This window comes from Photorhabdus sp. P32 (genome assembly GCF_038085095.1).
Lineage (GTDB): Bacteria > Pseudomonadota > Gammaproteobacteria > Enterobacterales > Enterobacteriaceae > Photorhabdus > Photorhabdus luminescens.
Map to the genome: position 1 here is coordinate 32,334 of NZ_JAZGJN010000277.1, position 24,124 is coordinate 56,457.

Here is a 24,124-nt window from a genome sequence, read left to right on the forward strand (position 1 = left end):
AGGGTATATATTTAATGTTTTTAAAAAACACCTATAAATAAGAATGTCTCGATTTCGCATAGTAAGTACAACAACATTGCCATGCTTTTTTTCGATCTGAAAAATCAATCAATCAATTTCTGACAAATCAGATAGTAAAGAATGTTGTTGGATAAATGAGAGAGTTAATTTTAAATAAATAGGCTCTTAAACAAACCTACTATATTATAACAGCCGTTTTTTGAATGAGTTAATGACTTCAATAGTATTGCCTTTCTTGCCGGGTGAAACAATAGCATCCTCCTACAATACTTTGAAATTCATCTTTCCTTTTATTCCCCCTTGGTCAGCAACGCATAAGGATTAGCAAAGTCAATTTTTGTATCATAATTCTTTATTGATCATTTCATGACTGGCAAATGCTAAGCCATTATCAAACGTCATTGTTTTAACCCTTATGTTTTAATGGGCACAATGCTTTCACTGTAGTTGTCGCTAATTCTGATGCTTGTTTTCTGTTTAGGTCATAGTGTATTTTCCTTTGGCGAAATAGATGCTTACTATAGTAACTGACCGTCTTTTTGAAGGATTGATCTTATTAGTTGAATCCTCCCAACAATAAAAATTTTTTCACTAAAATTAAATAGAAAATAGATCGCAAAGTATACAATGTCAACTCGGTTTTTTATTTTTAATTTGGCAAAAAAATTTTACATATAAAGAGGTATTAGAATGTGATATTAAATTTAATTGATTTTAACCTTAGTATATCATTAATCTAGGAAATTAATTGACTATTTATATCCCATTTAGTTAGTAGGGAGTTATCAGTAATAAAATTCTACCGGTTATATTACTTGAATATAAATGGATTACTAATTCTGTAAATATACCCGTCATCTTTCAAGTTGCCTCTTTGTTGGCTGCGCTCACTCACCCCGGTCACATAGTTATCTATGCTCCCGGGGATTCGCTCCCTTGCCGTCGCGATGCATCTTGAAATCCATTGGGTATATACTCCCGGGGATTCGCTTCTTTGCCGTCGCGGTGCATTTTGAAATCCATTGGGTATATCTATTGGTTTTTACCATTTTCAGAAGAAAACGTGGGTTTGATTTTTCATGCTAATTTGAAATCCATAAGGTATATACCTACTGAAATAGGTTGTTGATATTATATTTTATTGACGCTTTTGATTAATTCTTGCATAAAGACAAAAAAAGGAACTATATAATAGAGCTTTAAGAAGCTATCATAAAATTTAAATTTTTTCTTTCTGAAAATAGAGTGTAATAATATACCATATGCTATGCTAAATAACGGCATATATAACGCATAAGATTGGTATTCTAGTAAGTAACCATATGATAACCAACAAAAATTAGCTACTATAATAGTTATGGTTTTATATTCAGGAAAAAACTTCCATGCTATAATAGCATATACCGAAATTATACTTGTAAATAAAAGCATAACACTCACTTTATTATACCCGCATGGTACATAAAGCAACCGATACCATGACTAGTACCAGCAACACTCTGAGCGACAACTGCTACAGCAACTCTTATTTTTCCTTTTGTTTTTTCCATTTCTTCTATATTCATAGTATGAAAATCAGCATATTTAAATTCTGAAATATTCAACTCTTCTTTAGCGCCAATAGAAACAGATGTAGATAAAACTAACAATGCAGTTAATAATAAAAATTTTTTATTCATAATTAACTTCTCTACATTTTATAAGTTAAACCCAACGATATAACTGAATTTTTATTATTACCAACTTCACCTATTATATTAATGTCAGAAACAAAGTCTGACATTAAATTTATCGTCGTGCCCATAATCAGAGATAATTAATCTGCATCAGAAGAGATATTTAAATCTGGCGCGTGCGCCGTAGCGGCGGTCATTATTACTGTTGGCGATTTTGTTGTTAGCATTTGCTTCCAGCATAGAGACGTAGGCGCCAAGATAGAGATTAAAGTTCTTCATATTCATGATATTGGGAATCTGATATGACATATGGATGGTATTTATATCGTATTTACCCGGTTCACTGAGTGGGTGATTAATCTGTGCGGTTGTATCGTCAATATTAAACGCTTTGATATTGTTGTGGGCATAGATATAACCCAGTTCGAAACGATGCCACATCACATTAATTCCGGTAGTGAAATTGTGTTCATCCGAGGCATCCAGATAGGCGGTATTCAGGTTAGCGACAATGCCATCATCAGGATTAGTCTCCAGATCGTTCCAACTGAGTGTCATGCCGTAACCATTGCGTCTGGATTGATCGACCCATTGCCCTTGCTTGTTCTGATAGCCATAGGCGTTATTGACGACATTACTCTCCATCGCTATGGCTGCACTAAACTGGTCTTTTTTCCAGGCTGCTACCGGGCGCAAATAGGCGACATTTTTTTTATTTTCCAGTGTATTGCCGTGGTAGGCGTTATCTCGGAATAGCGAAGTGCCATCTTCGAGTAGAGTATTGAGTTCGAAATACCAGTTGCCGGCGTATTTGCTTAGCATTAGGTTACCGCCGCTGTTACTGCGGCCACGTCCTTCTTTCATCATGTAAATATAACCGAAACCATCGGCATACAAATCGTTGGCGGTATTACCAGAATACTGAATAAAAGTGTCTTGGTTGAGAGGGAACATATCGTAGGCTTCGAAACGCCCGATTTTTACCTGCCAGTTTTTCTCATTGCCAAAGAAGAAAGCGGCGTCGTCGAGATTCATTTTGCCGGTCATGTCTGCCAACGGTTGTACTCTAAAACCGGCAAAGTTGTTGTTTTGATCACGGCGGTAACCGTCCAATCCGATCAAAATGCGACCATTAATATTCCAACGCTCTTTGTCGCCAGGTTTCCAGTCTTTTTTGTCGCTGGTTTTTAGTGAAGTAAGCTGACCGGTTCGGCTGGCGCCATCGAGATTGAATTCTACATCGCCGTACAATTTTAAATCGCCAAAATCATTCAGTTTCAAATTCTTGGTTGATGAAGCGCTATTTTCCAACGAAGGAGTATGTTGTGCGACTTGTACCGTCTGTTGTTTGGTTTCGATAGCATGCTGTTCCAATCGTTGTGCGCGTTGCTCGGCGGCTGTGGCTCGCGCTTCCGCTTGGGCGGCTCGTTGTTCTGCTTGTTGTAGCCGCTGCTCAAGTGCATCAAGGCGTGCTTCGATGCTATTAGCAGGTGAAGCAAGGGCAGAGGCTGAAAGTATTAATCCTGGTGTAACAAGCAAATAGTGAAGGTTTTTCATGATACTCAACCCTTTTGGGATACTAGTTATTATACCGTAGGTAAATTATTAAGCTGGTTTTTGCTAAAAGATAATTGGGTTGATTGGCAGATCGCAACCAAGTTTACTAACCAGATCAAACTATTGTGATCGAATACGCAAATTCGGCATGAAAGGTAAGTAACTGTAGATGGATGTCCACCACTGTGTGTTCAGGTTTGTATTTGCAAAAAGCAGTTGATTTGTCGGCATTGGGTAGCGCAGTCATTATATCTTTGGCAGTAGTTACTAATACGCCACAGGCTTAGGTCTGAGTGATGACCATGTTTAATCCTTGTTTTTCATCAAGACCAAATAGCGAGATAAAGTAGAAGAACCGATTTGGTGATGCAATTGAATAATATTCTTAGCTTTTTTCGCATGATTGAATATTGCCGGATGTATTCAGTTATCATTGATTATGTATGAGTGGTATATCGGTATATCACAGAAAACCACCGCTAAACAAAGGGAGTTGTCCGTTATAGCCTTTGTTGTTTGGAATTAAGAAGGAATATCTGGAGTGGAAATAATTGCATGAACTAATCATTTTAAAAGTGTGAAAATGATATTTCCTTTTATCATTTTTTTAATTTACTATTTGAATGATTGATAATATATTCAAATAGTTATGAAATATATTTTTATATGTTGATATCCCACTAATTGCATTATAATATCAGTGCTGTTTGGGGTGATAAATTCATAATAATCATATAGTTAAATTTTTTGGTGCCCTTTTTGTGATCACTCCCGCATTACTACAGTTTTTTTTATGATAAAACATAGGAGATAATAAGCTAAATTTTAATAAAATATCAGGATTGATGCTGGATGATTTCGTCAATTCAGCTTTATCTATTGTTTGATATGAGGAGAACGTTATTGACATTCATCACAAAACATAATGAATTCTAATGTGAGCATAAAGTCTCAAGTTCGGTTGATATAATACGTGTTATTATTGAGGCCATGTCTTGGTTGAACATAAAAATACCTAATGAAGAGCTTGTCGAAAAAATCTGATCATTAAAATAATTTAGCAAAGTAATGAATTATTCCTATGTCTTATCATTGCAGGATTTAAAGACATAGGTAAGAATCTGTTTTTTTAATTGTTTTGTAATCATGGAAATGCCGATGCTTGTTGGCCCTACTCTTAACGAATGGCTGTTGTTCATCGGTTGGAGTTTTTTAAATGGTGTCACATTATGTTCAGGACAATGCTAAAAATTTAGGGAATACCATGATGGCCGAAACCATTTATGGTTATGGAGATAATTTTTCCCCCTATGTTAGGTGTATATACCCTATGGATTTCAAGATGCGTCGCGACGGCAAGGGAGCGAATCCCCGGGAGCATAGCGAACTATGTGACCGAGGTGAGTGAGTGCAGCCAACAAAGAGGCAACTTGAAAGATGACGGGTATATACCCTATGGATTTCAAGATGCATCGCGACGGCAAGAGAGCGAATCCCTGGGAGCATAGCGAACTATGTGACCGGGGTGAGCGAGTGCGGCCAACAAAGAGGCAACTTGAAAGATGACGGGTATAAACGTAATTAAAAATTGTGACCGTATACCTCTATCTTTTGCAATTCGCGTAGGCAATAACCCTACGTTCACTTCTTTATCGGGATCTATAGTCTCTCAAGTAATCATGAACGGGACTACCCCGTGTTCGCCTTTTTATCAGGCATTAAGCGCAATAACGACAACTACCACGTTAACTATTTGTGAGGAAAAAGAGAGTGATAGACGTACAGATCAATGAAGTACCTCTTAAGGAACACAGCCCTGCAATTAATGATTGTTTGGATGAGCAAAAGTTACTTTATGACATGCTGCTGTCACGGGAATTTGATAATCGTAGCGCAATAGTCACACGACAAGGCCGAGCTTGGTTCCATGTGTCGGCTGCTGGGCATGAAGGGCTGGCTGTGTTGCCTCAGCTTATGGAAAAAAATGATGTGCTGGTTCCTTACTATCGTGATCGGGCATTAGTGTTAGCGCGTGGTATGTCTATTGTTGAAATGACAAGGGAACTTATGGGCAAGGCCACTTCTCACTCAGCCGGCCGAACCATGTCGAACCATTTTTGCTCCAAAGAGCATAATATCTTCTCGGTAGTCAGCCTGACGGGGACCCAATGTATTCCCGCGGCTGGCGCTGCTTGGGCAAGCGTGTTGGACAATAAAAACGGGCTTGTCGTGTGTGGTGTCGGCGATGCGGCGACCCGGCAGGGAGAATTTTATGAAGCGGTCAGCTTTGCGGTTGAAAGGCGTTTGCCGGTGGTCTTTGTGGTTTCCGATAATAAACTGGGTATTAGTACATCAACGGAGAAAATGGCCCCGTATCGATTGGGAATATTTAACGAGTGTTTGATCCGCCATGTTGATGCCCGCAAGCCGGAAACCGTATTTCCTGTCGCACAGGAGGTATTCAATAAAGCGCGATTTGAGCGGACTCCCTGCATATTGGTTTGTCGTATGGATCGGTTAGATTCTCATTCCAATTCAGATTCTCACAAACTGTACCGTACCCCGGATGAGCTGGAGACACTACAGGACCCTATTGAAAATTATGTCGCCTATTTAAAGGAAAAGGGGGCGATTACTGAACAGGCTCTGGCTGAACAAAAAGAGAGCATTAAAGCTGATGTAGCGGAAATATTCGAGCGTGTTTATCACGAAGAAGAGCCTGATCCTGCAACTGTCAGTACCTATTTGTGTAATCGTGAAAGCGCTCCTGCCGTACATGTTGAGATGGAAGCCGAAGAGACGCAGGTCAAAGCGGTAAATCAGGTGTTGGACGAGGCATTGAGTCAACATCCGAATGTGCTGTTATTTGGTGAGGATATTGAAGATCCTAAAGGGGGTGTTTTTGGTTTCACCCGTGGCTTATCTACTCGCTATCCTGATCGCGTTTTTAACGCTCCCCTTTCAGAAGCCACGATTATTGGCTCGTCTGTTGGGTTGTCCGCTTGTGGTTGGCGCCCGATTGTTGAACTGCAATTTATTGACTTTGTTGGATTAGGTCTCAATCAGTTACAGTCGCAACTTGGCACTTTAAGCTGGAGAACGGTAGGAAAATGGCGCTGTCCGGTAGTGATATATGCTCCTTATGGCGCTTATCTTCCTGGCGGCGGTATATGGCACAGCCAAAGCTCGGACGGTATCTTAGCGCATATTCCCGGTATTAATGTTCTTGTTCCAACGACGCCAGCCGATACCGTCGCATTGTTCCGTACCGCATTAAGTTTGGATATGCCAAGTCTGATCCTGATCCCTAAACACCTTATGAGAGAGCGCCATGAGCGCCGGTTAGTGAGTCCGGTGTCGCTTGGGCAGGCAAATATCGTCAGGGCAGGAAAGGATATTACACTGGTTGCTTGGGGAAATACGACTCAGCTTGCGACTATGGCTGCTCTTCAGGCGGAAAAAGACAATATTGACATTGAAGTGATTGAATTACGTAGTCTGGTACCTTGGGATAAACAACGGATTGCGGAATCTTTGCGCAAAACCGGACGGCTTATCGTTGTACAAGAGGATACCCGGACGGCCAGTGTTGGCGCATCCATTATTGCTGATATTTTGGATGAGAATGACAATTTCTTCTCTTTACTGGCGCCTCCGCGCCTGGTGACGCGTGAAGATATTCATATTCCTTTTAATCCTTGTTTAGAGAAAGCGGTTTTACCCAGCACGGATGACATTTTGGCTTCCGTCTATGCGGTAATGAGCTAAGGAGAACTTATGGCACAGTTGCTTATTCCCCCGATGGGAGAAGGAACCACTGAAGTCGTCATCATCCAGTTACTTAAGCAGGTGGGCGATCATGTCAAGCGTGATGAACCTGTTTATGAAATGGAGACGGATAAGGCTGCCTTTACCATTGAATCTGATGTTGAGGGGATTTTGGAAAAATGGTTGGCGGCGGAAAATGACATTATCCCTGTTGGATCGCCTATTGCCGTCATCAGAGCCGTTGGCGAGACGGCAGAATCTTCCCCTGTCAGTGAAGCGTTAACGCCTCCGCCGGAGAAAATGGAGAAAGTGGCGGAGGAAGTCGAAAAAATAGAGCAAGTGGAGACTGCCCCTAAAGTCTCTGCTCCTCCTGCGCGTATTCCGCCGAAAACCCGTCAGTACGCACAAGAACACCAAATTGAGGCGGACATTCTTAATCAACTGGCGGAAAAATATGGCACATTATTGCCTGGTCATATAGATGATTACCTTCAACAGCACAGCGAAACCAAAACGTCAGAGAAGGACAATGCAGAAAATGGCAATGTGGGCTTTCTGTCACGAGATCAGCAGCGTCTTAATCGTGCAATACGGTTAAATAGTGCGACGGTACAGCCTTGTTGGGCAGCTAAACCATTACCGATTGAGCTGGTTGATAACGCTATTCATCATTTAACGGAAACCTCTGGGCAGCAGGAGTGGATAACGCCATTTCAGGTAATCACTTATGCGATTGCTCAGGCGTTGAAAAAATTCCCAATGCTGCGTTCAAGGCCGCTTGATCAAGAACGTTACCACACTTATATGGATATCAATCTGGGTATTGCTTTTCTGGATGAAAAAGGCGATTTGAGCTCGTTAAAAGTACCGAGCACGCAGACAATGAGCTTTTTTGAGTTCAGGCAACATCTGAATGGGGTACTTGATCCAGATGCGGAAAAACTGCCTGTTGATATTGATGTTCCTATGATGATCTCCTATACCGGCAACGACGGCGCTACCTTTGCCGTACCTGTTATTGTGCCGCCATCTCAGTCGACATTGTTCATTGGCGCGCCTCACAACAAAGAGATGAACCTCGTTCTGGCATTTAATCACTATTTGCTCAATGGGGTAGAGGCGTCTGAGTTTATTACCGAGATTATTGCTCAGGTTCGTGTTCTGTCTGGGCCGCGATCTGTCGCGCATCAGATAGACAGTAAATCAGGTAAATCGGTTTCTGGGCAACTACGCACGTTGCTAGCGGATTTCCTGAATTGGGACGAAGATTTTACTGAATCAATGATGCAACGCACTTGGGCTGATTTGGGCATTGATTCGCTTAAGGCGGTAAAACTTGCAGAAAGAATGTCAGTGCATTTTCGTCGGAAATTATCGCCAACGCTGTTCTGGCGTTATAGCTCGCCGCATCGATTGATTGAACATCTTGACACGGCCAAAACTGAACTGACTGAGAAGAAACATTCCTTAGATGACTTTATTAATGCGATGCGTAGTCTTGATGGCGAAGCAGCATTAAGGTTACAGCGCCTCATAGAAGGAGGAAAGCATGGATAATCTGCACCACATATATCATTCGCTTAGCCCGGATGAACAACGGATAGCTAAATCTGCCTTGTTGGAACATTTAAGTTCCATTACTCCCTCAGTAAGTAGTGCGGGTGATACCAAACAGATGCCTATTGCTATTGTGGGCATGGCTTTCCGACTTCCTGGGGCGGAAGATTCCCCAGAACAAATGTGGGAGATCTTAAGAACTGGACACAGTGTAATAAAAGAGATTCCAGAGCAGCGGTTTGCGTCTGGAAAACCTTACGCTATTCCGTTGCCTAAAAAAGCCTTAAAAGCGGGGCTGCTTGATAGTATCGATGGTTTTGACGCGCCGTTCTTTGGTATTTCTCCGCGAGTCGCGGCCATGATGGACCCGCAACAGAGAATGCTGTTGGAGCTGACTTGGCAAGCGATCGAAGATAGCGGCGCTAATCCGCTTGGCTATTCAGGATCAAAGACCGGTGTTTTTATTGGCTCGTGCAGTAATGATTATCGTGAACTTGTTGCGGCCGATATGGCGATGGCAAATGCTTATGCGACGACAGGGACACTGAATTGCCTCCTGGCTAACAGATTGTCATTTTATTACAACTTTATTGGCCCGAGTTTGCAGATTGATACCGCGTGTTCAAGTGGATTGACGGCACTGACTCAAGCGGTGAATTCATTGCGTTCTGGAGAATGCCGACAGGCGATAGTTGGCAGTGTTAACCTATTGAGCAACACATTCAACATGGCTGCTTATTACCGGGCGGGAATGTTATCTAAGGATGGCTGTTGTCGGGTTTTTGACGCGGATGCTAATGGTTTTGTCCGTGGTGAAGGGGCTGTGTGTTTGTTCTTGAAAACGCAAAAACAGGCTTTAGAAGATCGGGACCCGATTTATGGATATGTTCGGGCATCGGCAGTCAATCATGGTGGGCGAGCTAATTCACTGACTTCACCTAACCCTGAGCAGCAAATTGCGTTGGTTAAAGATTGCTTGCAACAGGCTGGAATCTCTGCGGAGCAAATCAGTTACCTTGAAGCACATGGAACGGGAACCTCATTAGGTGATCCCATAGAGTTTAATGCGCTTAATGAAGTCTTTAACTATGATCAATCAGGAGAGATGTCACAGCCTTGCTATATTGGTTCGATAAAAGCCAACATTGGGCATTTAGAAGGGGCTGCGGGGTTAGCTGGCATCGTTAAAGTTTTATTAATGCTGCAACATAAATCCATTGTACCTAGCGCCGCGTTTCAGCGTTTGAATCCTGAAATTGATAGCGTGGATTCACGTTTACAACTGGCTACAGAGGAAAATTCCTGGCGGGTTGGGGCAGGGCAAAAACGTTTCGCTGGATTGAGTTCTTTTGGATTGGGCGGCAGCAATTCCCATGTCATTCTGGAAGAGGCGCCAACTCAAGCGCAGCAACAGATGAGAGCCAATTTGGAGGGGTATTATTATCCTCTCTCGGCTAATAGTCAGGCATCGTTACAAAAAATGGTGGCTGTGTTGGGAGATTTCATTGACAACGACGAAAGCGTTGATCTGCCTGCGGTGAGCTGGACATTACAATTTGGCCGGGCAGCGTTATCTTATCGGGCATTATTTGTGGCAACATCCCGGCAGGATCTACTAAGGCAACTACGGGATTTTGCTTCGTCTGCTTCAACCAAAGAAGATCAATGGCTTCATATGGCGGAGGATGACTCTCGATTCTTATGGCTACAAGGTCAGGACATAGATTGGCGTACCTGCTGGCCTTCCGGGCAGAAACCGCTGCGTATTCGATTGCCTAAATATGCTTTTGAACATCGGCGCTACTGGTTGCCTCACAATGAATCTGTGGTTGCAAAACAGTAGGTAGTGAAGCGGAACAGGAAAATCAAAGAGCACGGTGGAAACCCCACAATCTCGAAAGAGGTTGTGGGGTTTCTTTTAGGCACGATTCATGCTGTTCACCTTCTATGATAAAGATGAAATATCAGACCTGAGCAGTGAATAAAGGGATATTTTGCGTAAGATGCTAGAGAATTTGAAGCCTGAGTGCAGCCAACAAAGAGGCAACTTGAAAGATAACGGGTATATCTCTGAAATAGTTATTTTTAGTGAGAATTAAGGTCAATTTAATTAATATCAATATTGTCCTGACTTAATAATATCATTAACCTGACTTTTAGCTGATATTATTTTAAACGGGGATTATCTTCTACAAAGAAATTTAAAATAAGAGTTTTACAGTGATTGCTATCACAGAGTGAGCTTTTGTAAAATACTACTATGGAATTACATATTTCCATTTGATATATTGTTAATAACCAGTTAATTTCTTTGTTGATATGAATTTATGATGATTGAAACTTTACTGGGAAATATTATTTTATTGGATGGAGGGATAGTATTATTTCAATTAACAAAGATGGATGATAGTTACTTTAAAATAAAATTTTATTTGTAGAGATAAAAGGAAGGTAATATGGAACTTATTAAAAATAGATTCTGTCACTGGAATGGTGAACATCTCGTTGTAGATACAATGGCTAGAAATCATAAAATGGTTAACAGTATGGGAACGGGCGAGGGATTAGTTTCGTTTGATGGTTTTGGCGCCGATCTAATTCGTTTCAGCAAAAATGAGGGGATGCAGAATCATACTCACTTAGGGCATCATATCTTATTTGTACTCGCAGGAACGGGTTATGTTATTTATGCGGGTGAAAAGCATGAAATAGAGCCTGGAGTTTGTTATTTTGTGAATGGAGAAATAGATCACGCGATTAAGGCAACCAGTGATTTGGTCATGCTTGTTGTTGGTAATAATCATTGTGCGGTTGATTCGCAAGATAGAACGACGCTGGTGCCATATAGAGAGGGAACCCCAGAGGAATTAAAAGTTTAACTTGGGATAAATTAAATATGTGCTAGTGCTTGATGAGTTGTGAGAATGCCATGATATTCATGAAGATAATCATAAATCAGGAAAAGTAATTGGAGTGATAAAAGGATGATATAATATTTTTTCAATTAATATAATATGGGCATTTCATGAAGGGGATCAGGTACTAGCCTATGAAACATTAGATTTACTGGAAATAAAATGGAGAAATATATTAGAGATAATATTCTATTGTAATGATAAAATCGGAAAAGATTATTGAAATTATTTTAATATAATATTTAAATTGGAAAATAATTTCAATAGACGGTGGTAATGAGTTTCTGAATGGAAAGAGTCTGTACATTATTTAGTGATTTTGTTCTCTTTGAGACAATAAGTTATCTGTCCCTCTAACACATTTATACCCTATGGATTTCAAGATGCATCGCGACGGCAAGGGAGCGAATCCCCGGGAGCATAGAGAACTATGTGACCGGGGTGAGTGAGTGCAGCCAACAAAGAGGCAACTTGAAAGATGACGGGTATAACATTAATCCTTGCACACTACCGTGTCGTGAATGTTCTATCTGAGAAATATTGGGTATTCATATTTGGGGATTGATGAACCAACTAAAGGATTCCCTTTCTCGATATTTATATCTCGTATTTAATGGTTGAGTAGTGTCAATCTTAGCACTATTGTGAATGGTATTATGTGATTGGTGAATCATTGTTTCTCAGGCCATTACAAATGCCAACTATCAGTGAGTTTTTTGGCATCCTGATCCGGATGTACGACGACGACCATAATCCGCCTCATTTCCATGCTTATTTGAACCGCTGGAGTGATTATCATGTGCAGAGTAACGAAAGTGGAAATAAAGCCAGAGTATACCTTGGCGGTGACGTTCGATGATGGTGCCTATGGAGAGGTGTGCATCGCGGATCGGTTGTTCGGACCCATCACTGAAAGAGCAGAAATTCTTTGCCCAAGCGCGTGTTGATGAGTGTGGCGCAGTATGCTGGCCGAATGATGCTGATCTGGCGCCCGACGCACTCTACAAAAAGCTCAAATCCCACTTAAGGGGTAATATATGACTGAACTGTTTGCATTGCTTGTGTTTGGATATTGGTAAAAGCGAGTGTTTTAGTCATTTTCTAGAAAGTATTGATGGACTGACTAAAATACAATTTGTGGATGAAAAATGGCGAGCATGGTTTGAGGGGGCTCTTTTTTCTGCCTAAAATTCAATTATTTATTCCATTTTTGATTGAATCAATTCAAATTCATTTTCAGTTTAATTTTTTAAACTACTGATTAATAAACTGGTTCTTAAGAAAAATCTTCTCTTTATGTTGACTACCAACGTACTTCTGAGGTGGGTAGAAAAGTCACTTCTTTAACGTGCTCTGATGAATCGTAATCAACTTGCATGTTAGTTGGTATACGAAAATCTAGTATCGTGTACAAGTCAACCCATCCAAACTCTTGCTTCATTATTACTTTTGGCTCTTTTGACTTTTCAGGCAATCCGAATTGTTCATGGATCCACTGACGTGACATATGTGAGATCAGTGGTGATGGTAACTCATTTGGAAATGTGTATGATGGTTTATCACTATCCAATAGGGTAAGTGTCACATCAAATAAAACTTTATTCTTCTTTTTAAAAGCAAGATAAACACCTTCTTTAACCATATCTAGAGATATATACTCAGTGCCAGAATTTCCTGTTGGCTTGGTTTTATAAGGGATTAACCCTTCATCAAAAATTTCCTGATAAGTTTTACCTAAACTATTAATTAATGCTTCAATGTTAATCGCCATTATTTATATAACTCTTTTCTCAATTAAGCCAATTCATTTTCAGCTTAGCTTTGCAAGCTGTTGATTAATGAATTGGCTTTTAAGAAAAATTTTCTCTTTATATTAATCACCAACGTACTTCTGAGGTGGGTAAGAATGTCACTGATATAACTTGCTCCAATAGATCATAATCAAACTTCATACTAGTCGGAATACGAAAATCCAGCAATGTATATAGCTCAGTCCAGCCAATATCTTTTTTAAGCCTTTTTCTCGGTGGAAGAAATTTTTCTGGTTTGCCAAATTGCTCATGAACCCACGGTCGGTACATTACTAGAATTAATGGCGAAGGCAATTCATTAGTAAACTGGTATAAAGAATTTCTCTCGTCAAGCAAAGTTAATGTAATTTCTTTTAATCGCTTTCCTTCCCGATAAAAAGACAGAAAAACGCCTTCTTTAACCATATCCAAGCACACTATACTATCACCCGCAAAACCACTTGGTTTCGTTTTATAAGGAATTAATCCTTCATCAAAAATTTCCTGATAAGACCTACCTAAACTATTTATTAATGCTTCAATGTGAATCGCCATTATTTATATAACCTCTTTTCTCAATTAAGCCAATTCATTTTCAATATAGCCTTTTAAACTGCTGATTAATGAATTGGCTCTCAAGAAAAAACTCCTTTATTGACTACCAACGTACTTCTGAGGGGGGTAAAAATGCCACTTCTTTGACATGCTCAGATAGATCGTAATCAACTTGCATATTCACTGGAACTCGAAAACCTAGGAGAGTATATAACTCTGTCCAACCAATATCTTTCTTTAATCTTTTCCTTGGAGAAAGTGATTTTTCAGGTTTACCAAATTGTTCATGAACCCATTGCCGGGTCATCAGTGGCACTAAAGGAGATGGCAATTCGTTGGGAAATTTATACAGAGGTTTCTTCTCATTTAGCAAAATCAATGTAATTTCCTTTAAACGTTTTCCTTCCCGATAAAATGCTAAAAATATGTCCTCTTTTGCCATTTCCAGACAAATAATATCGTCACCAGGAAAACCACTTGGCTTAGTTTTATAAGGTATTAATCCTTCATCAAAAATTTCCTGATAAGACCTACCTAAACTATTTATTAGTGCTTCTATATTGACTGTCATTTGTATAACCCTTTTTGCCTCCTGCTAGCTACCACCCTAGTTGATTCCGGTGGATAGTAGTTTAACACCTGAACCGACTGTAAATACCAGAATATTGTTATTCCTCTATACCTTCATTCGATATTATTCTTGAAGTCAGCTTTTGTTTTTTAATTCTATCTTACATACTCTTTCATTCTTACAGAGTTTATTATAGTTATGACTAAACTCTGCTGGTTGCAGAGTTTAGTCCTTATAAGCCACTATTTTTTATTGATAATGTTATGCGGATAATTCATTTGATAGTAATTTCATCTAAATATTAATCACTTACAATAAAAGCAATGAAATACTACAAAGAATATTTAACTCTAAAATCAATCTTTCTTTGAAAGATAGAGTTTCTTCGCATCTTCTAAACTCATAGAATTAGCTCCTCCTGAAAAATATGGGTCTGCTGATTGAACAGGATCATCCTCCCAATTACATATCGGACATATTTCATATTCCCCTAAACGCTCAATTGTCCGTTTACCGCAACACGGACAAGTATTATATTCCATCATTGTCTGTTCCAATATTCTATTCCTCTTTCCGGTTTAAACATTGTCCTGGGAATACCATCTTTGCTCTTTGACGCAAATGTGTTTGAAAGTGGATGATAAAAAATTTCATCACCGTTTGCTCTCTTTTTCCTTAAGGTTCCACTAGGAGGATTATTAACAAAGTCATGAGTAGCATCAACATATTCTTTAGAGTTTTTAAGCTCAGGAAATTCATGCTTATGTTTTTCCCAATGATTATATGCATTTGATACAGGTAGTAATTTCTTTGTTTCAGTCCAAATCTGAGTGTCTTTATTTTTACTCAAATACACATACACCGGCGGCATATTCGGGATGGGGAGGATCAAAATATAATCGCGAAAATCCTTCTCTTCCGGCATTGGCAACGATTCAATATCGCTGCCTACCTTATCCGGGATCGGCAATACGGTTATCTGCGACGGAATAAACGGCTGTTCCTCATTCCCGGTATGGGGTGGAACTTTGAATTTCTGTTCGTTCGGCGTCCATAAGATCGTCGGCCGGTATTTTTCTCCCGGTTCCCAGAATTCATAATTACCAGTGGCCGGATTCAGTCTCATCATATGAACCGGCACTTTATCCAGACCACTTTCCGGGCTGACGTGATAGCCCTGAACCGTCATCCTGCCGCTTTTTTCATCTCTGATCCAGCGAAAACGAACACGGGTCGGCGCTTTACCGAATCGTTCCGCTATTTCACTAAGATGATATCGGTTTAAGTAATCCTCTTCGCCCTCATTCAATCCCGGTGAATAAAACAGCCCCATTAATCCGACTGTCAACGGATTCGGCGCCGCCAGCCAACGTCCGGCACTGGTAACGCCACCACCAATGTAACGCATCGCCAGCGCTTCGCCATCTGCTACCGCGTTGCGAGTCGTTGCAGTTACAGCAGTCGCAGCGACTTCGGCCTTATCTTTGCTGCTACTAAACCACCGTTTATACCACGGTAATTTTTTATCCTGTGGCTTATCCGGTTCTGGCGGATGTTTCTTGCCTTGCGGGGGCTGTTCAGGCTTTGATTCCGTGACTGGAACTGGTGATGATGGAACCTGATATATCCCCATCCTGCCGAAATTACTTGCCGGTTCAGTTTCTGTACCGGCATCGGTACAGCCTTTGCCCCGCTGGCGGGATTTGGCAAATACCGGGATCGGTGGAGGCGGTGCTTGTGTTACCGGTGGAGTGTTGGGCTGAACCGTTGTTGCTTTCTCCATCGGTGAATTTTGCGTTGCCATATAAGCAGGCGCTACCGCTTGTTGACGAGGCTGTTCCTGCTTCTCGTAGCTGTCCATAACTGAATTGATAAACCGGGCCCGACAAGGGCAGGTGCTGACACTATCCAGTGTACCGGCTAATCGTTGTCCCATATCAAACATATCTGATATGCCGCCGACAATCATATAAGTACCGGGATGCTTGCCGCAGGTGACCTTATCCCCTTCACGCGCGGTTGCTCGCCCATTGAATGTCATGGTGTGATCACCCGTAATAATCTGTCCGCCGCAGGTGGTTTTGTCACCAACGAGCAGGTAATACCCTATTGCCATCCGCTTCACTTCCCCTTTGACTAACCACATTAATCGTTTGTTTAACTAAAATAATTACCATATCACTACCACTTAAAATGTAATAATTGATCGGTAATGCAATTTATTTGAGTTAAAGAGATATATAAAAGTTCAGAAATTAATGAAAATAAAATCGAATTTTTTGCTGCTAGCTCTGATGATAAGTGGATAACAGTTTGATTAGCTGGCTTTATCATTGATTTTGGAAAATGTAACCTCGCTGATTTTTTCATTGTTAATCGTGTTTGTTGTTGAACTTGATCCCGCAAATACCCGGTCAAATTTCTCATTGTTCCAGCCATCGGATTTTTTCTCTTTTGTCATGCTAACAGCCATTTGATTCCATATTTTCTGACCGACAATGTTTTAAACGCTGACAAGGAAAGCCGTGGCTGAAGATAGCGATCTTGAGAAAACAGAAGAACCCACGCCCCATAAGCGGGAAAAAGCCCGCAAAGAGGGGCAGATAGCCCGCTCCAGAGAGCTGAGTTCTATATTGATGTTGACCAGTGGTTTAAGTTTGCTCTGGATGAGTGGTCAGTCAATGACGCATGAATTGTCGTTGATGGTGTTTGAAGGGTTTAGCTTTGATCACAATGTAGTCAGCAATGATAAACAGATGGTTCAACAGATTGGCAGATTGCTCCAGCAAGCTGTTTTGGCTTTGTTGCCGGTTTTTGCCGGATTAGTGTTAGTGGCATTAAGTGCTCCGGCGCTATTGGGTGGATTAGTATTCAGTACCAAATCCATCAAATTTGATCCGAAAAAATTGAATCCCATTTCTGGCCTGAAACGTATTTTCTCAATGAATGCGTTGGCGGAATTATTCAAAGCACTGCTTAAAGCGGGATTTGTCGGTATTGGCGCTGCTTTGTTCCTTTGGATGAACTGGCCTGCCATGTTACGGCTCATAGCTCAACCGCCGCTGTTGGCGCTGGATGATGCTATGCAAATGCTGATATTCGCTGGTTATGTGGTGGTTTTCATGTTGATACCGATGGTGGCTTTCGATGTTGTTTATCAGATATACAGCCATTTGAAAAAACTGAGAATGACCCGGCAGGAAATAAAGGATGAATTTAAAGAACAAGAGGGGGACCCACATGTTAAAGCGCGTATCCGTCAGCAACAACGGGCGGCTGCCCGTCAGCGTATGATGGCGGATGTACCGAAAGCGGATGTGATTGTCACCAACCCGACTCACTATGCTGTTGCTCTGAAATATGATGAAAAAGCGATGGGTGCGCCGAAAGTATTGGCGAAAGGCGCGGGGATTATTGCATTACGGATTAAAGAAATAGGGACAGAAAATCGTATTCCATTACTTGAGGCGCCGCCGCTTGCCAGGGCGCTTTATCGCCATAGTGAAGTTGGCGGGCAAATCCCCGCGACACTTTATGCCGCCGTCGCGGAAGTTCTGGCTTGGGTCTACCAATTGAAACGTTGGAAACGGGAAGGCGGCTTGAAGCCGAAGAAACCTGAAAATCTGCCAGTGCCGCCAGCACTGGATTTTGCTGGAGAAAATAATCGTCATGGCTAATCTGGCCTCTATACTTCGTTTACCGGGCAATATGAAAGGCTCGCAATGGCAAATGCTTGCCGGGCCGGTATTGATCCTCTTGATTTTGTCGATGATGGTATTGCCATTGCCGCCATTCATGCTTGATTTGCTGTTTACATTTAACATAGCGCTATCAATCATGGTATTGCTGGTGGCGATGTTTACCCGACGGACACTGGATTTTGCCGCATTTCCGACCATTTTGCTGTTCTCCACGTTATTACGTTTATCTCTTAACGTAGCTTCAACCCGTATCATTTTATTAGAAGGGCATACCGGTTCTGCGGCGGCGGGGCACGTTGTGGAGGCGTTTGGTCACTTTCTGGTGGGTGGTAATTTTGCTATCGGTATTGTGGTATTTATCATCTTGGTATTGATTAACTTTATGGTGATTACCAAAGGCGCAGGGCGGATTGCCGAAGTGGGCGCCCGTTTTGTGCTGGACGGCATGCCCGGTAAACAGATGGCAATTGATGCCGATTTAAATGCCGGATTAATTGGTGAAGAAGAAGCGAAGAAACGCCGTGCTGAAGTGACACAGGAATCGGATTTTTATGGTTCGATGGATGGCGCCAGTAAATTTGTGCGCGGCGACGCGATTGCGGGGTTGATGATCTTGGTTATCAACGTCGTTGGCGGCTTAATTGTTGGTGTGGCCCAACATGGTATGAGTCTGGGGGATGCGGGAGAAGCGTATACCCTGTTAACCATTGGTGATGGTCTGGTTGCACAGTTACCGGCTCTCATTATTTCCACTGCGGCCGGTGTGATTGTTACTCGCGTAGCAACGGATCAGGATGTGGGTCAGCAGATGGTGACTCAACTGTTCAATAATCCCAGAGTGATGATGTTGAGTGCGGGGGTTCTCGGATTGTTGGGTATGGTGCCGGGCATGCCCAATTTTGTTTTCTTGTTATTTACCGCGGCATTAGCTGGTCTGGGTTGGTATCTCTATCGTCGTACCGATGCTCCGGCGATAAATACAGAAAAACCAAAAATAGAAGAGCAACAACAAGCATCAGAGGCTTCATGGTCTGACGTTCAGCTTGAAGATCCTTTGGGTATGGAAGTGGGATATCGTCTGATCCCGATGGTTGATTTTCGGCAAAATGGTGAATTATTGGGGCGAATCAGCGGCATTCGTAAAAAATTTGCTCAAGAGATGGGATACTTACCGCCGGTTGTTCATATCCGGGACAACCTTGAACTGGCCCCGGCGGGTTACCGTATTCTGATGAAAGGGGTAGAAATTGGTCGCGGTGAAGCGCATCCGGGCCGCTGGCTGGCGATTAACCCCGGTGGCGCCGTGGGGGAATTGCCCGGTGATATCACGAAAGATCCCGCTTTTGGCCTGTCTGCGGTTTGGATTGATGATAGCCTCAGAGAACAGGCTCAGGTTCAGGGATACACGGTGGTTGCCGCCAGTACGGTTGTTGCGACCCATATGAATCATCTGTTGACGCAATATGCCAATGAACTGTTTGGCCGTCAGGAAGCTCAACAGCTATTTGAGCGAGTCAGCCAGGAGATGCCTAAACTGACGGAAGACTTTATTCCTGATGTTGTTAATCTGACAACCTTGCATAAAGTGCTACAAAATCTATTGTCTGAACAAGTCCCTATCCGGGATATGCGGACAATTATTGAAACCTTGGCTGAACATGCGCCTGGGCAAACTGATCCCTATGAGCTGACATCTTTGGTTAGAATTGCGCTTGGAAGAGCAATTGCTCAACAGTGGTTCCCGGGAGCGCAGGAAATTCAGGTCATCGGATTGGATGCTGGCCTTGAGCGGTTGTTAATTCAGGCGTTACAAAATGGCGGTGGTCTGGAGCCCGGATTGGCGGATAATTTGCAACGGCAGGCGACGGAAGCGCTACAACGTCAGGAAATGTTGGGAGCGCCTCCAGTATTGCTGGTTAATCATGCATTACGCCCGTTGTTATCGCGTTTCTTGCGTAGAGCTTTGCCTCAATTAGTGGTTTTATCTAATCTTGAAATCAGCGATAACCGTCAAATTCGTATGACCGCGACCATTGGTGGTAACGGATAGCGGTATCAATAACATATTTTTACAAGTATCACCGAAGTGATTTTTATTCACTTCGGTTTTTTCATTATTAAATAATCATCATCAATGGACTCAGAGGCTGGCAAAGGTAATCTGATATCAAAAGATGAATAAATTATTTTTAAGTTAATTTAGATTCTTAAAAAATAAATTTTATATTTGAGTGTTTACATAATAAATGAAAATTGTTTTTCCTATATAGTAAGCGAACTGTCTTGTTTGAAAATAATTCATTGGGTGTTTTGTAAATAACTTTCCAAAATAGTGCTCCCTCCGTACAACGCCTTGTGTAGCAAGGGTTGTGTGCTATGCTATTTACTGCGATGTTTTACGTAAATAATTATTAAAATAAATGGCATGGGTATTATTTAAGAGCTTATCTAACTATATATACCCTATGGATTTCAAGATGAATCGCGACGGCAAGGGAGCATAGATAACTCTGTGACCGGGGTGAGTGAGGGCAGCCAACAAAGAGGCGACTTGAAAGATAACGGATATATCTGTTAATTATTAAAGTGTGGAATAGATAAATATATTAGGGGGGGGGTTATAATCTAAGTTGTGAAAGTAAATGAGATTATTTCGGGAAAAATTATTATTTTTTGGCATATTATGCCTTCCATATTCTTGCATTAAAAATTAATCAAAATTAAACGAACGCCATTTTGTGATAAAAAGGTCTTGACTTTTTTATCAGCTAATTAAGAAAATCATCCCATCTATAAATGATTTATTTTTCTGTAGAAGATAAGGAATAAAGGGTGGGCATATCAGCGTAAAACATAATTTACACTCATTCTGATAAATATGTTGTCTGAATAGATTAATCGAATGACTAACTCTAAGGACAGTGAAAGGATAGATATCTTGAGAGAATATCATTAACAATATTCTGGCTAATCTGTTGGATTGTATTCATGTGAGAGGCTTTATGATTACCTGATAGTGATAAAGGTTGATCTGTTTCTCTCATCTTGTATCACTGGATATCTTGTTATTCGTATAGCATGAATGAGAATTATTCTTTTTTACAGTGAATTGAGGCATGATATTTAAAAAGAAATAATGAGATTGGAATTTATATAACATATTGAATAAAAATGAAAATAAGATATTTTTCTCACGGGGAACTATCTGTTTATAACCGAATGTTCAATTCCTTTTCATTTTATGGCAACCAATGCAAGCTTATTTTTGTCAATAAATGTCATGTTGTTGTTATAAGGCTTAAATATCCTGTTCGGTATGTTGTTATATCGATGGTGATGGAGTCTGGACATTAAAAATCGTATTTTTTGAAAAAAAGAGTTGATCTTTATAGGCACCCATTAAGAGGATGGGGAAATTTGTAAATCGCTCATCCTGTTCATGCATTGATGTATTGAGAAAACATGAATGACCCGTGTAAATATTGACGGTTCAGTTCACTGCCGACCGGGAAATACCGGCGTGGGTGACTTCCCGATATAACAATAATGACATGGCTTTACATTGGGTCCTTATTGTTTACTCATGGCCGCAGAAAATTTAGGAGAAAATATGACGAATCCAACTCCGATGATCATCTTTGATCACAGCCGTTACAAGTTAAAAGTGCGGGGCAATAAAGCGCCGCTGGATGTGCTGACCTTTACCGGGCAGGAAGCCTTAAGCCAGCCGTTTCGCTATGCCATTGAATTCACCAGTGCGGAGAAAGGGATTGAACCGGCCCAGATGCTTATGCAGAACGCTTCATTTACCCTGACGTCGCCTGAAATCAATCCGGGGATACGGTGGATGCCGATTGTACCCTCGGCACCGCTGCGCTCAGTTTACGGGGTGATCAGCGGCTTCAAACTGCTTTCCACCTCGCGGGACGAAAGCCGTTATGAAGTGACGCTGGAGCCCCGGCTGGCGCTGCTGGCGAGAAGCCATCAATACGCCATCTACCAAAAACTGTCGGTGCCGGAGATTGTGGAGAAAATCCTGCGGGAGCGGCATGGTTTTCGCGGGCAGGACTTCCTGTTCAGTCTGGCCTACAACTACCCGAGGCGGGAACAGGTGATGCAGTATGGCGAAGATGACCTGCGCTTTATACAACGCCTGCTGGCGGAAGTGGGTATCTGGTACAAAGTCACCGCGGATGACCGGTTAAAGATCGACGTGGTGGAGTTTTACGACGACCAGCGTGACTACCAGTTCAACGTCTACCTGCCGGCCCGCAATCCGTCAGGCATGCACGGCGGGGAGGACGCGGTGGTGTGGGGCATGGAGACCGCGTATCAGGTGGTGGAGGGAAAAATTACCACCCGCAATTATGACTACCACGATGCCCGGCCGTATCCCGGCTTAAACACTGGGGCGGATGTGGCGCGGGATGACCGAACGACTTATGGGGAAGCGTACCATTACCGCGATGACTACCGGATACCCGGTGACCGCTACGCCTATCAACCGGAGACGGAAAGCGGGGTGTTTTATGCCCGCCTGCATCACGAGCGCTACCTGAATCAGCGCATCCGCCTGCGGGGGATGACCACCTCCGCCACGCTGGTGCCGGGGCAGGAATTGAAAGTGAAGGGTGACGCCCCGGAAGCGTTTCGCAAAGGGGCGATAATCACCCAGATCACGAGTAGCGCCCGCCGGGACAGCAGTTTTGAAATGGCATTCACTGCCATTCCCTATTCCGAAACCGTGTGCTTTCGCCCGGAACGGATACCGAAACCGGTGATGGCCGGTACGATACCCGCACGCGTGAGCAGCACGAAAGTGAATGATACCTATGGCGATATCGACGAAAACGGCTTGTATCGGGTGTCATTTGACTTTGACCGGGAGAAATGGCCGCAAGGGAACGAAAGCCTGTGGGTGCGTCTGGCCCGTCCGTATGCGGGGGAGAAATATGGCTTTCACTGGCCGTTGCTGGAAGGTACCGAAGTCGCGATCGCCTTTGAAGGAGGCGACCCGGACCGGCCCTATATCGCCCATGCCCTGCACGATTCAGAGCACCCGGATCATGTCAATCTCTACAACTACAAACGCAACGTTCTGCGCACCCCGGCGAATAACAAACTGCGGATGGATGACGAACGTGGCCGGGAACATATCAAACTGAGTACCGAATACGGCGGTAAAAGCCAGTTAAATCTCGGGCATCTGGTCGATAGCCAGCGCCCACACCCGGATAAACGGGGAGAAGGTTTTGAGTTGCGAACCGACGACTGGGGCGCGATTCGGGCCGGTAAAGGGTTGTTTATCAGCGCGGATAAACAGGCCCGTGCGGGCGGCGAGGTGTTAGAGATGGCGCCGGCAATCAGTCTGGTCAAAGGCGCGGTGAATCAGGTGATGGAGTGGGGAACGATAACCAAAACTCACGTGAATCATCAGCCGGATACTGAAAGCCTGAAAACCTATTTGCAGGGTGTGGATCAACTGAAAATGGCGGCCATGCTGCTCAGCGCGCCGGAAGGAGTAGGGATTGTCAGCCCGCAAACCGTGATGGTGCAAAGTGGTCAGGCGCTCTATGCCCAAAGTGCGGGTGACGTGCATATCGCCAGTGCAAACCGGATTGGGATGAATTCGACACAAGCTATCTCCCTGTTAGCACAAAACGAAGGGATGCGTCTGGTATCGGGAAAAGGGCCGCTCACCATTGAATCGCATGGCGATAGTTTAGGTATCACCTCATTAAACGATGTCACCGTTAATTCAACGCAGGGCCATGTCCAGATTACGGCGAAAAATGGCCTGACATTGGCGTGCGGCGGCGCGTATATCCGTCTTTCTCCGGCAGGAGAAATTGAAATTCACGGGCCGGGCCTGTTAAGCCTGAAAGGGCAGCACAAAATGGCGTCACCGGCGAAACAGGACTTTCCTTTGCCTGATCTGCCTGAATCTGTGTGTATAGAGTGCGTTAAGGCAGCGAAAGAGAATGCGAAAGGGTTTGTTTTGAGGAAATAGCTA

The 24,124-nt window shown here is 42.6% G+C and carries 17 protein-coding genes and 1 pseudogene; 9 read left to right on the forward strand and 9 right to left on the reverse strand.

The features are described 5' to 3' along the window. Positions 1–317: 317 nt before the first annotated feature. The 3 genes and pseudogenes from V2H77_RS23680 to V2H77_RS15450 form a co-directional block, all read right to left on the reverse strand. A pseudogene (locus tag V2H77_RS23680) lies at positions 318–502 on the reverse strand (IS30 family transposase); the annotation flags it as partial. Positions 503–1,457: 955 nt separating this feature from the next. Continuing rightward, positions 1,458–1,700: a hypothetical protein gene (locus V2H77_RS15445; protein WP_341499502.1), complete on the reverse strand. Its 243-nt coding sequence runs from the start codon at positions 1,698–1,700 to the stop codon at positions 1,458–1,460. A gap of 147 nt (positions 1,701–1,847) precedes the next feature. Beyond that, on the reverse strand, positions 1,848–3,254 hold the full coding sequence (locus V2H77_RS15450; RefSeq protein WP_341499503.1) for a carbohydrate porin: 1,407 nt from the start codon (positions 3,252–3,254) through the stop codon (positions 1,848–1,850). A 1,770-nt stretch (positions 3,255–5,024) separates the two neighbouring features. Between V2H77_RS15450 and V2H77_RS15455 the strand changes: the two genes are divergently transcribed. From V2H77_RS15455 to V2H77_RS15480, 6 genes are all read left to right on the forward strand, one after another. Continuing rightward, positions 5,025–7,022, forward strand: coding sequence for a dehydrogenase E1 component subunit alpha/beta (locus tag V2H77_RS15455; protein WP_341499504.1), 1,998 nt, complete (start codon positions 5,025–5,027; stop codon positions 7,020–7,022). 9 nt (positions 7,023–7,031) lie between these two features. Then, positions 7,032–8,579 carry a biotin/lipoyl-containing protein gene (locus tag V2H77_RS15460; RefSeq protein ID WP_341499505.1) on the forward strand — a complete coding sequence of 516 codons (1,548 nt, stop codon included), beginning with the start codon at positions 7,032–7,034 and terminating at the stop codon, positions 8,577–8,579. Then, entirely contained in the window at positions 8,572–10,422 is a 1,851-nt protein-coding gene (locus V2H77_RS15465) for a type I polyketide synthase (protein WP_341499506.1), read from the forward strand. Before V2H77_RS15460 ends, V2H77_RS15465 begins: the two co-directional genes overlap by 8 nt. A 613-nt stretch (positions 10,423–11,035) precedes the next feature. Then, positions 11,036–11,458 (forward strand): cupin domain-containing protein, encoded by a 423-nt coding sequence (locus V2H77_RS15470; RefSeq protein ID WP_265378243.1) that lies wholly within the window; start codon positions 11,036–11,038, stop codon positions 11,456–11,458. A 730-nt stretch (positions 11,459–12,188) separates the two neighbouring features. Further along, complete coding sequence (locus V2H77_RS15475) at positions 12,189–12,353, forward strand: DUF4160 domain-containing protein (protein WP_341499507.1); 165 nt, start codon at positions 12,189–12,191, stop codon at positions 12,351–12,353. Continuing rightward, positions 12,350–12,535: a DUF2442 domain-containing protein gene (locus V2H77_RS15480; protein ID WP_341499508.1), complete on the forward strand. Its 186-nt coding sequence runs from the start codon at positions 12,350–12,352 to the stop codon at positions 12,533–12,535. The genes V2H77_RS15475 and V2H77_RS15480 overlap by 4 nt, the downstream gene beginning before the upstream one ends. Before the next feature lie 262 nt (positions 12,536–12,797). Here the strand turns inward: V2H77_RS15480 and V2H77_RS15485 are convergent, their stop codons facing one another. From V2H77_RS15485 to V2H77_RS15510, 6 genes are all read right to left on the reverse strand, one after another. Next, positions 12,798–13,265 (reverse strand): DUF6392 family protein, encoded by a 468-nt coding sequence (locus V2H77_RS15485; RefSeq protein WP_341499510.1) that lies wholly within the window; start codon positions 13,263–13,265, stop codon positions 12,798–12,800. Positions 13,266–13,371: 106 nt separating this feature from the next. After that, complete coding sequence (locus tag V2H77_RS15490; protein ID WP_341499511.1) at positions 13,372–13,839, reverse strand: DUF6392 family protein; 468 nt, start codon at positions 13,837–13,839, stop codon at positions 13,372–13,374. A 103-nt stretch (positions 13,840–13,942) separates the two neighbouring features. Continuing rightward, on the reverse strand, positions 13,943–14,410 hold the full coding sequence (locus V2H77_RS15495) for a DUF6392 family protein (RefSeq protein ID WP_341499512.1): 468 nt from the start codon (positions 14,408–14,410) through the stop codon (positions 13,943–13,945). 356 nt (positions 14,411–14,766) lie between these two features. Continuing rightward, positions 14,767–14,955, reverse strand: coding sequence for a CPCC family cysteine-rich protein (locus tag V2H77_RS15500; protein WP_049582043.1), 189 nt, complete (start codon positions 14,953–14,955; stop codon positions 14,767–14,769). Further along, a complete protein-coding gene (locus V2H77_RS15505) occupies positions 14,952–16,526 on the reverse strand; it encodes an S-type pyocin domain-containing protein (RefSeq protein ID WP_341499513.1) in 1,575 nt (524 codons plus the stop codon). Before V2H77_RS15505 ends, V2H77_RS15500 begins: the two co-directional genes overlap by 4 nt. 201 nt (positions 16,527–16,727) lie before the next feature. Then, complete coding sequence (locus tag V2H77_RS15510; protein ID WP_341499514.1) at positions 16,728–16,883, reverse strand: hypothetical protein; 156 nt, start codon at positions 16,881–16,883, stop codon at positions 16,728–16,730. A 52-nt stretch (positions 16,884–16,935) separates the two neighbouring features. Between V2H77_RS15510 and flhB the strand changes: the two genes are divergently transcribed. From flhB to V2H77_RS15525, 3 genes are all read left to right on the forward strand, one after another. Next, on the forward strand, positions 16,936–18,087 hold the full coding sequence (gene flhB, locus V2H77_RS15515; protein WP_265378237.1) for a flagellar biosynthesis protein FlhB: 1,152 nt from the start codon (positions 16,936–16,938) through the stop codon (positions 18,085–18,087). Beyond that, entirely contained in the window at positions 18,080–20,161 is a 2,082-nt protein-coding gene (gene flhA, locus V2H77_RS15520; protein WP_341499515.1) for a flagellar biosynthesis protein FlhA, read from the forward strand. Before flhB ends, flhA begins: the two co-directional genes overlap by 8 nt. Positions 20,162–21,721: 1,560 nt before the next feature. Next, complete coding sequence (locus V2H77_RS15525) at positions 21,722–24,121, forward strand: type VI secretion system Vgr family protein (protein ID WP_341499516.1); 2,400 nt, start codon at positions 21,722–21,724, stop codon at positions 24,119–24,121. Positions 24,122–24,124 lie beyond the last annotated feature (3 nt).

Excerpts from the sequence above, each read along its gene's own strand:
- V2H77_RS15500 (WP_049582043.1), bottom strand. The coding sequence starts at position 14,955 with ATGATGGAATATAATACTTGTCCGTGTTGCGGTAAACGGACAATTGAG.
- V2H77_RS15465 (WP_341499506.1), top strand. The coding sequence starts at position 8,572 with ATGGATAATCTGCACCACATATATCATTCGCTTAGCCCGGATGAACAA.
- V2H77_RS15445 (WP_341499502.1), bottom strand. The coding sequence starts at position 1,700 with ATGAATAAAAAATTTTTATTATTAACTGCATTGTTAGTTTTATCTACA.
- V2H77_RS15480 (WP_341499508.1), top strand. The coding sequence starts at position 12,350 with ATGATGGTGCCTATGGAGAGGTGTGCATCGCGGATCGGTTGTTCGGAC.
- V2H77_RS15495 (WP_341499512.1), bottom strand. The coding sequence starts at position 14,410 with ATGACAGTCAATATAGAAGCACTAATAAATAGTTTAGGTAGGTCTTAT.
- V2H77_RS15450 (WP_341499503.1), bottom strand. The coding sequence starts at position 3,254 with ATGAAAAACCTTCACTATTTGCTTGTTACACCAGGATTAATACTTTCA.
- V2H77_RS15485 (WP_341499510.1), bottom strand. The coding sequence starts at position 13,265 with ATGGCGATTAACATTGAAGCATTAATTAATAGTTTAGGTAAAACTTAT.
- V2H77_RS15505 (WP_341499513.1), bottom strand. The coding sequence starts at position 16,526 with ATGGCAATAGGGTATTACCTGCTCGTTGGTGACAAAACCACCTGCGGC.
- V2H77_RS15460 (WP_341499505.1), top strand. The coding sequence starts at position 7,032 with ATGGCACAGTTGCTTATTCCCCCGATGGGAGAAGGAACCACTGAAGTC.
- V2H77_RS15510 (WP_341499514.1), bottom strand. The coding sequence starts at position 16,883 with ATGGCTGTTAGCATGACAAAAGAGAAAAAATCCGATGGCTGGAACAAT.
- V2H77_RS15525 (WP_341499516.1), top strand. The coding sequence starts at position 21,722 with ATGACGAATCCAACTCCGATGATCATCTTTGATCACAGCCGTTACAAG.
- V2H77_RS15475 (WP_341499507.1), top strand. The coding sequence starts at position 12,189 with ATGCCAACTATCAGTGAGTTTTTTGGCATCCTGATCCGGATGTACGAC.
- flhA (WP_341499515.1), top strand. The coding sequence starts at position 18,080 with ATGGCTAATCTGGCCTCTATACTTCGTTTACCGGGCAATATGAAAGGC.
- V2H77_RS15490 (WP_341499511.1), bottom strand. The coding sequence starts at position 13,839 with ATGGCGATTCACATTGAAGCATTAATAAATAGTTTAGGTAGGTCTTAT.
- V2H77_RS15470 (WP_265378243.1), top strand. The coding sequence starts at position 11,036 with ATGGAACTTATTAAAAATAGATTCTGTCACTGGAATGGTGAACATCTC.